The organism is Pseudomonas sp. G7(2022) (assembly GCF_052660475.1).
Map to the genome: position 1 here is coordinate 5,634,056 of NZ_CP109659.1, position 12,914 is coordinate 5,646,969.

Below are 12,914 nucleotides of genomic sequence, written 5' to 3' on the forward strand. Positions count from 1 at the left end.
CAATTAACTCCTAGCCTAAAGGGGCTGAATCAGCCTTGTTTTTTGGTAACGGATTCGACGATGTGCGACGGAGCCGTATCGTATTTTTTGAATTCCATAGAGTAGCTTGCGCGACCCTGGGACATGGAGCGAACGTCGGTCGCATAACCGAACATCTCACCCAGCGGAACCTCGGCACGGATAACCTTGCCGGACACTGTGTCTTCCATACCCTGGATCATGCCGCGACGACGGTTAAGGTCGCCCATCACATCACCCATATAGTCTTCAGGCGTAACAACCTCTACCGCCATGATCGGCTCGAGCAACTCACCACCGCCCTTCTGGGCCAGTTGCTTGGTCGCCATGGAAGCAGCCACTTTAAACGCCATCTCGTTGGAGTCGACGTCGTGGTAAGAACCATCGAACACGGTAGCCTTCAGGCCGATCAGCGGATAGCCGGCAACAACGCCGTTCTTCATCTGCTCTTCGATACCCTTCTGGATAGCCGGGATGTATTCCTTAGGAACCACACCACCCACTACTTCGTTCAGGAATTGCAGACCTTCCTGACCTTCGTCAGCAGGAGCAAAGCGAATCCAGCAGTGACCGAACTGGCCACGACCGCCGGACTGACGAACGAACTTGCCTTCGATTTCGCAGTTCTTCGTGATGCGCTCACGGTACGAAACCTGTGGCTTGCCGATGTTGGCTTCGACGTTGAACTCACGGCGCATCCGATCAACCAGGATGTCCAGGTGCAGCTCGCCCATGCCGGAGATGATCGTTTGACCAGTCTCTTCATCAGTTTTGACGCGGAAAGATGGGTCTTCCTGAGCAAGCTTGCCCAGAGCGATACCCATTTTTTCCTGGTCATCCTTGGTCTTAGGCTCTACGGCAACCGAAATAACCGGCTCCGGGAAGTCCATGCGAACCAGGATGATTGGCTTGTCAGCGTTGCAGAGGGTTTCACCAGTGGTGACGTCCTTCATGCCGATCAGGGCCGCGATGTCGCCAGCGCGCACTTCCTTGATCTCTTCACGGGCGTTTGCGTGCATTTGCACCATACGACCCACGCGCTCTTTCTTGCCTTTAACCGAGTTGATCACGCCGTCGCCGGAGTTCAACACGCCCGAGTAAACGCGGACGAAGGTCAAGGTACCCACGAATGGGTCGGTAGCGATCTTGAACGCCAAGGCCGCGAACGGCTCGTCGTCGCTTGCATGACGCTCCATCTCTTCTTCCTCGTTATCAGGGTTGGAACCCTTGATAGCAGGAATGTCGGTCGGAGCAGGCAGGAAGTCGATAACGGCGTCGAGAACCAGGGGAACACCCTTGTTCTTGAACGAAGAACCGCAAACAGCCAGAACGATTTCGCCGGCGATAGTACGCTGACGCAGAGCTGCCTTGATCTCGGCGATCGACAGTTCTTCACCTTCCAGGTACTTGTTCATCAGCTCTTCGCTGGCTTCGGCCGCAGCCTCAACCATGTTGCTGCGCCACTCAGTAGCCAGCTCGAGCATGTCCGCAGGGATTTCCTTGCGAACCGGAACCATACCCTTGTCAGAGTCGTTCCAGTAGACAGCTTGCATGTTGATCAGGTCGATCTGGCCCTGGAAGTTGTCTTCCGAACCGATAGCCAGCTGGATCGGCACCGGAGTATGACCCAGACGCTGCTTGATCTGACCGATCACGCGCAGGAAGTTGGCACCAGCACGGTCCATCTTGTTTACGTAAACAAGACGTGGAACGCCGTATTTGTTGGCCTGACGCCATACGGTTTCCGACTGAGGCTCAACACCCGAAGTACCGCAGAACACAACGACAGCGCCGTCGAGTACGCGCAGGGAACGTTCTACTTCAATGGTGAAGTCCACGTGGCCCGGGGTATCGATTACGTTGAAGCGATGCTCGTGTGGGTACTGCTTCTCGGAACCTTTCCAGAAGGCGGTAATGGCAGCAGAAGTAATGGTAATACCACGCTCCTGCTCCTGAACCATCCAGTCTGTGGTCGCGGCGCCGTCATGCACCTCGCCCATTTTGTGACTTTTGCCAGTGTAAAAAAGGACGCGCTCGGTGGTGGTGGTTTTACCAGCATCCACGTGAGCGACGATACCGATGTTACGGTAGCGACTAATCGGAGTAGTACGAGCCATAAAGCCCTCGCAAAATTAGTGAAGCTAAAATTAGAAGCGGTAGTGCGAGAAAGCTTTGTTAGCTTCGGCCATACGGTGCACGTCTTCACGCTTCTTAACAGCAGCACCTTTACCTTCAGCGGCATCCAGCAGCTCGCCAGCCAAGCGCAGAGCCATAGACTTCTCGCCACGCTTGCGGGCGAAGTCTACCAACCAGCGCATTGCCAGAGCGTTACGACGGGACGGACGAACTTCGACCGGAACCTGGTAAGTAGCACCGCCAACGCGGCGCGACTTCACTTCGACCAGCGGAGCGATGGCGTCGAGTGCTTTTTCGAAGAGTTCCAGGGGATCGGTGCCGGTCTTGCGAGCCGCAACGGTTTCCAGGGCACCATAAACGATACGCTCGGCAACGGCTTTCTTGCCGCTTTCCATAACGTGGTTCATGAATTTGGCGAGGATTTGGCTTCCGTATTTCGGATCGTCCAGAATCTCACGCTTTGCTGCTACGCGACGTCTTGGCATTGATAAGCCCTCAAACGGTCTTCAGGTTAGTTCGGGACAGATCCTTGAGGATTCGCGCCCGACCTTACTCTTATCGACTCAATAAAATGAAAATCTGCAAAACGGCCGATTACTTCGGACGCTTGGTACCGTACTTCGAACGACCCTGGTTACGGCCTTTAACGCCGGAAGTATCCAAGGAGCCGCGAACGGTGTGGTAACGAACACCTGGCAAGTCTTTTACACGACCGCCGCGGATCAGTACCACGCTGTGCTCTTGCAGGTTGTGGCCTTCACCACCGATGTACGAGGAAACCTCGAAACCGTTGGTCAGACGCACACGGCATACTTTACGCAGTGCCGAGTTAGGTTTTTTCGGCGTAGTGGTGTACACACGGGTGCACACGCCACGACGTTGCGGGCAGTTCTGCAGCGCAGGTACGTCGGATTTCTCGACGATACGCTTACGCGGCTGACGTACCAGCTGGTTGATAGTTGCCATCTACTAGCTCCACTGTTGTCTTGCGACGCTATTGTCTTGCAAGAAAAGCAAAATGGCAGGAACGGATTCCCGCCAAATTTAGGGGATCAAGAGTCTAAAGAGGATCTTGCCCCCAGTCAAGGCAAGGCCCCGACCTCCCCGCTCGTCGAACCTCGACAAATTGTCTCGATTCGATGAACGGCGCGATCAGGGCCTCAGCTCATTTATCGCAGAACTCAGTTACCGCTCGAGTTCAGCGCTTCGGTCAGTGCAGCTTCCACTTCACTGGCGCTTACGCGCAACGGTTTGTCTGCATCACGACGACGCTTGCGCTCGCTGTGATAAGCCAGACCGGTACCGGCCGGGATCAGACGACCCACGACCACGTTTTCCTTCAGGCCGCGCAGGTAATCGCGCTTGCCGGTTACGGCCGCTTCGGTCAGTACACGGGTGGTTTCCTGGAAGGAAGCCGCCGAGATGAACGATTCGGTCGACAACGACGCCTTGGTGATACCCAGCAGAACGCGGGTGAACTTGGCGACAAACTTGTCTTCCGCGTTCAGACGCTCGTTCTCTACCAGCACGTGAGTCAGTTCCATCTGGTCGCCCTTGATGAAGCTGGAATCGCCGGATTCGGAGATCTCAACCTTACGCAGCATCTGACGCAGAATGGTCTCGATGTGCTTGTCGTTGATCTTCACGCCTTGCAGACGGTAAACGTCCTGGATCTCGTTCACGATGTACTTGGCCAGCGCGCTAACACCCAACAAACGCAGGATGTCGTGCGGATCGCTCGGACCGTCGGAGATAACTTCGCCGCGGTTTACCTGTTCGCCTTCGAACACGTTCAGGTGACGCCACTTCGGAATCAGCTCTTCGTACGGATCGCTACCGTCGTTCGGGGTGATGACCAGACGGCGCTTGCCCTTGGTCTCTTTACCGAACGCGATGGTGCCGCTGACTTCAGCCAGAATCGACGCCTCTTTCGGACGACGGGCTTCGAACAGGTCGGCAACACGCGGCAGACCACCGGTGATGTCACGAGTCTTCGAAGTTTCCTGCGGGATACGAGCGATAACATCACCGATCGCAATCTTCGCACCGTCCGCAACGCCGACCAGGGCGTTGGCTGGCAGGAAGTACTGAGCAATAACGTCAGTGCCTGGCAGCAACAGATCCTTGCCGTTGTCATCGACCATCTTCACAGCAGGACGAATGTCTTTGCCGGCAGCCGGACGATCTTTCGGATCAAGTACTTCAATGTTGGTCATACCGGTCAATTCGTCAGTCTGACGCTTGATCGTGATGCCTTCTTCCATGCCCACGTAGGTCACGGTACCTTTCATTTCGGTAACGATCGGGTGAGTGTGCGGATCCCACTTGGCCACGATGGCGCCAGCGTCGACCTTGTCACCTTCTTTAACCGAAATCACAGCACCGTACGGCAGCTTGTAACGCTCGCGCTCACGACCGAAGTCGTCAGCAATCGCCAGCTCACCGGAACGGGACACGGCAACCAGGTTGCCATCCACACGCTCAACGTGCTTCAGGTTGTGCAAACGGACGGTACCGCCATTCTTCACCTGAACGCTGTCGGCTGCGGAAGTACGGCTTGCCGCACCACCGATGTGGAACGTACGCATCGTCAGCTGAGTACCCGGCTCACCGATGGACTGGGCAGCGATTACGCCGACCGACTCACCGATGTTCACCTGGTGACCACGAGCCAGGTCACGGCCGTAGCACTTGGCGCAGATGCCGTAGCGGGTTTCACAGCTGATCGGCGAACGCACGATCACTTCGTCGATGCTGTTCAGCTCGATGAACTCGACCCACTTCTCGTCTACCAGAGTGCCTGCAGGAACGATGACGTCCTCGGTACCCGGCTTGAATACGTCACGGGCAATGACACGACCCAATACGCGCTCACCCAACGGCTCTACAACGTCACCGCCTTCAATGTGCGGAGTCATCAGCAGGCCGTGTTCGGTGCCGCAATCGATCTCGGTCACGACCAGATCCTGCGCCACGTCTACCAGACGACGAGTCAGGTAACCGGAGTTCGCGGTTTTCAACGCGGTATCCGCCAGACCTTTACGAGCACCGTGAGTCGAGATGAAGTACTGGAGTACGCTCAGACCTTCACGGAAGTTCGCAGTAATCGGCGTTTCAATGATGGAACCGTCCGGCTTGGCCATCAGACCACGCATACCGGCCAGCTGACGAATCTGTGCTGCGGAACCCCGCGCACCCGAGTCGGCCATCATGTACATCGAGTTGAACGATTCTTGATCGACTTCGACGCCGTGACGGTCGATGACTTTCTCTTTCGAGAGGTTGGCCATCATCGCCTTGGAGACTTCGTCGTTCGCTTTCGACCAAAGGTCGATCACTTTGTTGTACTTCTCGCCCTGGGTAACCAGGCCGGAGGCGTACTGGCTCTCGATCTCTTTCACTTCGTCGGTGGCTGCACCGATGATGCGGGCTTTTTCATCCGGGATAACGAAGTCGTTAACACCGATGGAAACGCCGGAAATGGTCGAGTAGGCAAAACCGGTGTACATCAACTGGTCGGCAAAGATCACGGTCTCTTTCAGACCAACCACGCGGTAGCACTGGTTGATCAGCTTGGAGATCGCCTTCTTCTTCATCGGCAGGTTGACGACGTCGAACGACAGACCTTTTGGCACAACCTGGAACAGCAGCGCACGGCCGACAGTAGTGTCGACGATACGAGTGTTGTTCACGCTGTTGCCGTCACGATCGTTCACGGTTTCGTTGATACGAACCTTGACCTTGGCGTGCAGTGCGGCTTCGCCGGCACGGAACACACGGTCAACTTCCTGCAGATCCGCGAACACACGACCTTCGCCCTTGGCGTTGATCGCTTCGCGAGTCATGTAGTACAGACCCAATACAACGTCCTGCGACGGAACGATGATTGGCTCACCGTTGGCTGGCGACAGAATGTTGTTGGTCGACATCATCAACGCACGCGCTTCGAGCTGGGCTTCCAGCGTCAGCGGTACGTGCACGGCCATTTGGTCGCCGTCGAAGTCGGCGTTGTACGCGGCGCAGACCAGAGGGTGCAGCTGGATAGCCTTGCCTTCGATCAGTACCGGCTCAAACGCCTGGATACCCAGACGGTGAAGGGTTGGTGCACGGTTGAGAAGAACCGGGTGTTCGCGAATCACTTCAGCGAGAACGTCCCAAACTTCCGGCAGCTCACGCTCGACCATTTTCTTGGCCGCTTTGATGGTGGTCGCCAGACCACGCATTTCCAGCTTGCCGAAAATGAACGGTTTGAACAGCTCGAGAGCCATCTTCTTCGGCAGACCGCACTGATGCAGACGCAGGGTCGGACCTACGGTAATTACCGAACGACCGGAGTAGTCAACACGCTTACCGAGCAGGTTCTGACGGAAACGACCTTGCTTACCCTTGATCATGTCAGCCAGGGATTTCAGAGGACGCTTGTTGGAACCGGTGATAGCGCGGCCACGACGACCGTTGTCGAGCAGTGCGTCGACAGCTTCCTGCAACATACGCTTTTCGTTGCGCACGATGATGTCCGGAGCGGACAGATCCAGCAGGCGCTTCAAACGGTTGTTACGGTTGATCACTCGACGATACAGATCGTTGAGGTCGGAAGTCGCGAAACGACCGCCATCCAGCGGAACCAGTGGACGCAGATCCGGCGGCAGAACCGGCAGAACGGTCAGTACCATCCACTCTGGCAGGTTGCCGGAACCCTGGAAGGCTTCCATCAACTTCAGACGCTTGGACAGCTTCTTGATCTTGGTTTCGGAGTTGGTTTGCGGAATTTCTTCACGCAGACGGCCAATCTCGTGTTCCAGGTCGATAGCGTGCAGCAGTTCGCGGACAGCTTCGGCACCCATGCGGGCGTCGAAATCGTCACCGAACTCTTCCAGCGCTTCGAAGTACTGCTCGTCGTTCAGCAGCTGACCTTTTTCAAGAGTGGTCATGCCCGGATCGATAACGACATAGCTCTCGAAGTAGAGAACGCGTTCGATATCACGCAGGGTCATGTCCATCAGCAGGCCGATACGGGACGGCAGCGATTTCAGGAACCAGATGTGGGCAACCGGCGAAGCCAGTTCGATGTGCGCCATGCGCTCACGACGAACCTTGGCGAGTGCAACTTCAACGCCGCACTTCTCGCAGATCACACCACGGTGCTTCAAGCGCTTGTACTTACCGCACAGGCACTCGTAATCCTTTACCGGGCCAAAGATCTTGGCGCAGAACAGACCGTCACGCTCAGGCTTGAACGTACGATAGTTGATGGTTTCCGGCTTTTTAACTTCACCGAACGACCACGAGCGGATCATCTCAGGCGAGGCCAATCCGATACGGATGGCGTCGAACTCTTCGACTTGACCCTGGTTTTTCAGCAAATTCAGTAGGTCTTTCAAGGCCTTTCCTCCTGGCGGAGCAGAGAGCGGGCAATCCTGCCCCGCTCTCGATCGCGTCACGTGTTATTCGGTTTCCAGATCGATATCGATGCCGAGGGAACGAATTTCCTTGATCAACACGTTGAAGGACTCGGGCATGCCCGGCTCCATACGGTGATCGCCGTCCACGATGTTTTTGTACATCTTGGTCCGGCCGTTCACATCGTCCGACTTCACTGTGAGCATTTCTTGCAGAGTGTAAGCAGCACCGTATGCTTCCAGTGCCCAGACCTCCATCTCCCCGAAACGCTGACCACCGAACTGCGCCTTACCACCCAGCGGCTGCTGGGTAACCAGGCTGTACGAACCGGTAGAACGCGCGTGCATCTTGTCGTCTACCAAGTGGTTCAGCTTCAGCATGTACATGTAGCCAACGGTAACTGGACGCTCGAACTTGTTGCCGGTACGACCGTCGGTCAGCTGCATCTGGCCGCTTTCTGGCAGGTCCGCCAGTTTCAGCATGGCCTTGATTTCGCTTTCCTTGGCACCGTCGAACACTGGAGTGGCCATTGGAACGCCGCCACGCAGGTTCTTCGCCAGATCGAGGATTTCCTGATCGGAGAAGCTGTCCAGATCTTCGTTACGACCGCCGATCTGGTTGTAGATCTCGTCCAGGAAGGTGCGCAGTTCAGCGACCTTGCGCTGCTCTTCGACCATCCGGTTGATCTTCTCGCCCAGACCTTTGGCCGCGAGACCCAGGTGGGTTTCAAGGATCTGACCAACGTTCATACGCGAAGGTACGCCCAGCGGGTTGAGGACCACGTCGACCGGGGTGCCATTGGCATCGTGCGGCATGTCTTCAACCGGCATGATCACAGAGACCACACCCTTGTTACCGTGACGACCGGCCATCTTGTCGCCCGGCTGGATGCGACGACGGATTGCCAGGTAAACCTTGACGATCTTCAGCACGCCTGGAGCCAGGTCATCGCCCTGCTGCAGTTTGCGCTTCTTGTCTTCGAACTTGTCGTCCAGCAGACGGCGACGATCAACGATGTAGGCCTGAGCCTTCTCGAGCTGCTCGTTCAGAGCATCTTCAGCCATGCGCAGTTTGAACCACTGACCATGCTCAAGACCGTCGAGTACTTCGTCGGTGATGTCCTGACCTTTCTTCAGACCTGCGCCGCCTTCAGCCTTGTGGCCTACCAGAGCGGAACGCAGACGTTCGAAGGTCGCGCCTTCAACGATGCGGAACTCTTCGTTCAGATCCTTGCGGATCTCGTCCAGCTGGGACTTCTCGATCGACAGTGCACGAGCATCACGCTCAACGCCGTCGCGAGTGAAGACCTGCACGTCGATGACCGTACCTTTGGTACCGGTAGGTACGCGCAGGGAAGTGTCTTTAACGTCGCTGGCTTTTTCACCGAAGATCGCACGCAGCAGTTTTTCTTCCGGGGTCAGTTGGGTCTCGCCTTTCGGAGTGACCTTGCCTACCAGGATGTCGCCTGCGCCAACTTCGGCACCTACATAAACGATACCGGCTTCGTCCAGCTTGTTCAGTGCAGCTTCACCCACGTTCGGGATGTCCGCAGTGATTTCCTCTGGGCCAAGCTTGGTGTCACGAGCCACACAGGTCAGTTCCTGGATGTGGATCGTGGTAAAGCGGTCTTCCTGAACCACACGCTCGGACAGGCAGATGGAGTCTTCGAAGTTGAAGCCGTTCCACGCCATGAACGCGATGCGCATGTTCTGACCCAGAGCCAGCTCACCCATGTCGGTGGACGGGCCGTCAGCCATGATGTCACTACGCTGAACGCGATCACCTTTGCTCACCAGCGGACGCTGGTTGATGCAGGTGTTCTGGTTCGAGCGGGTGTACTTGGTCAGGTTGTAGATGTCGACACCAGCTTCACCGGTTTCAACTTCGTCATCGGCAACACGAACCACGATACGGCTGGCATCAACGGAGTCGATCACGCCGCCACGACGAGCCACGACGCAAACGCCGGAGTCGCGAGCCACGTTACGCTCCATGCCGGTACCTACCAGCGGCTTGTCGGCACGCAGGGTTGGTACAGCCTGACGCTGCATGTTCGAACCCATCAACGCACGGTTGGCGTCGTCGTGCTCGAGGAACGGAATCAACGACGCTGCAACCGAAACTACCTGCTTCGGCGAAACGTCCATCAAGGTGACTTCTTCAGGCGCCTTGACGGTGAATTCGTTCAGGTGACGTACGGCTACCAGTTCGTCGACCAGGACTTTCTGCTCGTTCATGGTCGCCGAAGCCTGCGCGATCACGTGATCGGCTTCTTCGATAGCGGACAGGAACACGATATCGTCGGTGACCACACCCTCTTTCACCACACGGTACGGGCTCTCAAGGAAGCCGTACTGGTTGGTACGCGCATAAGCGGCGAGGGAGTTGATCAGACCGATGTTCGGACCTTCCGGCGTTTCAATCGGGCAGACACGACCGTAGTGAGTCGGGTGTACGTCACGGACTTCGAAGCCTGCGCGCTCACGAGTCAGACCGCCAGGGCCGAGTGCGGAGACACGACGCTTGTGGGTGATCTCGGACAGCGGGTTGTTCTGGTCCATGAACTGCGACAGCTGGCTGGAACCGAAGAACTCTTTCACCGCCGCAGCCACTGGCTTGGCGTTGATCAGGTCTTGCGGCATCAGACCTTCGCTTTCTGCCATCGACAGACGCTCTTTGACCGCACGCTCAACACGTACCAGGCCAACGCGGAACTGGTTCTCGGCCATTTCGCCTACGCAGCGAACACGACGGTTACCCAGGTGGTCGATGTCATCGACGATGCCTTTACCGTTACGGATGTCGACCAGAGTCTTCAGTACCGCGACGATGTCTTCCTTGCACAGCACGCCCGAACCTTCGATCTCGGTACGACCGATACGACGGTTGAACTTCATCCGACCGACCGCAGACAGGTCATAGCGCTCAGGGCTGAAGAACAGGTTGTTGAACAGGGTCTCGGCAGCATCCTTGGTTGGCGGCTCGCCCGGACGCATCATGCGATAGATTTCGACCAGCGCTTCCAATTGGTTGCTGGTGGAGTCGATCTTCAGTGTGTCGGAGATGAACGGACCGCAGTCGATATCGTTGGTGTACAGAGTTTCAATACGAACGACACCGGCCTTGGCGACCTTCGCCAGAACTTCAGTGCTCAGTTCGGTGTTGCACTCTGCCAGGATCTCACCGGTAGCCGGGTGCACGATGGCCTTGGCGGTGGTACGACCCAGAACGTAATCCAGAGGCACGTCCAGCTCTTTGATCCCGGCTTTTTCCAGCTGGTTGATGTGGCGGGCAGTAATACGACGACCCTGCTCGACAATCACCTTGCCTTTGTCGTCCTGGATGTCGAGAACAGCAACTTCACCACGCAGGCGCTGAGGCACCAGCTCCAGGCTCAGGCCTTCGCCTTTCACGTGGAATACGTTGGTGGTGTAGAACGCGTCCAGCACTTCCTCGGTGGTATAACCGAGCGCGCGCAGCAGTACCGAGGCCGGCAGCTTGCGACGACGGTCGATACGCACGAATACGCAGTCTTTCGGGTCGAATTCGAAGTCCAGCCACGAACCGCGGTAAGGAATGATGCGCGCGGAGTACAGCAGTTTGCCGGAGCTGTGCGTCTTGCCACGGTCGTGGTCGAAGAACACGCCCGGGGAGCGGTGCAACTGGGAAACGATCACACGCTCGGTACCGTTGATTACGAAGGTACCGTTCTCAGTCATCAATGGGATTTCACCCATGTAGACTTCTTGCTCTTTGATGTCCTTGATCGCTTTGTTCGACGATTCTTTGTCGAAAATGATCAGGCGCACTTTTACCCGCAAAGGTACGGCGAAAGTTACACCGCGCAATACGCATTCTTTGACATCAAATGCCGGTTCGCCCAGGCGATAACCGACGTACTCCAGCGCAGCATTGCCGGAGTAGCTGATGATCGGGAAAACGGATTTGAAGGCCGCATGCAGGCCCACGTCGCGGAACTGATCTTTAGTCGCTCCCGCTTGCAAGAATTCACGATACGAATCCAGCTGGATGGCCAGGAGGTAAGGCACATCCATGACGTCCGGCAACTTGCTAAAGTCCTTGCGGATACGTTTTTTCTCAGTATATGAGTAAGCCATCAGCGTTCCCCAGCTTGGTCACCTGCTTGTTTGGCCCCTCCCGACGGGAGCAGCCAGAAAATCGTGCAAACCCCATGGTTTGCGCCACCGCATCGGGTGGTTACAGCGCCTTTATCAGCACCGACCCAGTCGGCTGCCAATAACGGAAAAAGGCCGGTGGCAAGAGCCACCAGCCATCAGCCTGTCGCTTGACGCTCGGGCTGGAGGAGCAAAGTCGATGCTTACTTCAGCTCGACTTTAGCGCCTGCTTCTTCCAGCTTCTTCTTGGCGTCTTCAGCAGCTTCTTTCGAAACGCCTTCAGCTACAACCTGAGGAGCGCCGTCGACTTTCTCTTTGGCTTCTTTCAGGCCCAGACCGGTCAGCTCACGAACTGCCTTGATCACGTTTACTTTCTTCTCGCCGGCTTCAACCAGAACAACGTTGAACTCGGTTTGCTCTTCAACAACAGCGGCAGCAGCAGCTGGACCAGCAGCAGCAACAGCAGCGGTCACGCCGAAGGTTTCTTCCATTGCTTTGATCAGCTCAACAACTTCCAGAACGGTTTTCTGGCCGATTGCTTCGATGATTTGTTCGTTAGTCAGAGACATGACTCAATTCCTGATTTGGTGGACAGCCTGTACGGCCGTCGAAATAAACAAAAATACGCGAGAGTGGAAACGCTCAGCCTCAGGCTGCAGCTGCTTCTTTCTGATCGCGAATTGCCGCCAGAGTACGAGCCAGCTTGCTGGTAGCGCCTTGAATCACGCTCATCAGTTTCGCAATAGCTTCGTCGCGAGTTGGCAGGCTTGCCAGCACGTCGATCTCATTCGCTGCGAGGAACTTGCCCTCGAACGAAGCTGCCTTGATCTCGAACTTGTCCTGACCCTTGGCAAATTCCTTGAACAGACGAGCAGCAGCGCCCGGGTGTTCGTTGGAGAATGCAATCAGGGTCGGGCCGGTGAACACGTCATTGAGGACACTGTATTGAGTGTCAGCAACAGCGCGCTTGAGCAGGGTGTTACGTACAACACGTACGTAAACGCCAGCTTCACGAGCCTCTTTACGGAGTCCGGTCATTGCGCCTACTGTTACGCCACGGGCATCAACCACGACAGCGGACAGAGCGACTTTGGCAGCCTCGTTGACTTCAGCGACGATGGCCTTCTTGTCTTCGAGATTAATTGCCACGGGTTTAACTCCTGCTTGTTACCGTTTCATTCGATCGAAACCGAATGTCGTTTTGGTGTCTGATTCGGTAAGGAA

The 12,914-nt window shown here is 56.3% G+C and carries 7 protein-coding genes; all 7 read right to left on the bottom strand.

Going from position 1 to position 12,914, the window contains the following annotated elements; translation table 11 throughout:
* Positions 1–29: 29 nt before the first annotated feature.
* Entirely contained in the window at positions 30–2,135 is a 2,106-nt protein-coding gene (gene fusA, locus NE357_RS25875; RefSeq protein ID WP_085712351.1) for an elongation factor G, read from the bottom strand.
* A gap of 30 nt (positions 2,136–2,165) precedes the next feature.
* Positions 2,166–2,639 (bottom strand): 30S ribosomal protein S7, encoded by a 474-nt coding sequence (gene rpsG / locus NE357_RS25880; RefSeq protein WP_007957592.1) that lies wholly within the window; start codon positions 2,637–2,639, stop codon positions 2,166–2,168.
* A gap of 109 nt (positions 2,640–2,748) precedes the next feature.
* Positions 2,749–3,120 carry a 30S ribosomal protein S12 gene (gene rpsL / locus NE357_RS25885; protein WP_003186084.1) on the bottom strand — a complete coding sequence of 124 codons (372 nt, stop codon included), beginning with the start codon at positions 3,118–3,120 and terminating at the stop codon, positions 2,749–2,751.
* Positions 3,121–3,335: 215 nt separating this feature from the next.
* Complete coding sequence (gene rpoC, locus NE357_RS25890) at positions 3,336–7,535, bottom strand: DNA-directed RNA polymerase subunit beta' (RefSeq protein ID WP_169432134.1); 4,200 nt, start codon at positions 7,533–7,535, stop codon at positions 3,336–3,338.
* A 63-nt stretch (positions 7,536–7,598) separates the two neighbouring features.
* Positions 7,599–11,672 (bottom strand): DNA-directed RNA polymerase subunit beta, encoded by a 4,074-nt coding sequence (gene rpoB / locus NE357_RS25895; protein WP_169432135.1) that lies wholly within the window; start codon positions 11,670–11,672, stop codon positions 7,599–7,601.
* Positions 11,673–11,893: 221 nt separating this feature from the next.
* A complete protein-coding gene (gene rplL, locus NE357_RS25900) occupies positions 11,894–12,259 on the bottom strand; it encodes a 50S ribosomal protein L7/L12 (protein WP_007957596.1) in 366 nt (121 codons plus the stop codon).
* 79 nt (positions 12,260–12,338) lie between these two features.
* Complete coding sequence (gene rplJ / locus NE357_RS25905; protein WP_169432136.1) at positions 12,339–12,839, bottom strand: 50S ribosomal protein L10; 501 nt, start codon at positions 12,837–12,839, stop codon at positions 12,339–12,341.
* Between the last annotated feature and the right edge of the window lie 75 nt (positions 12,840–12,914).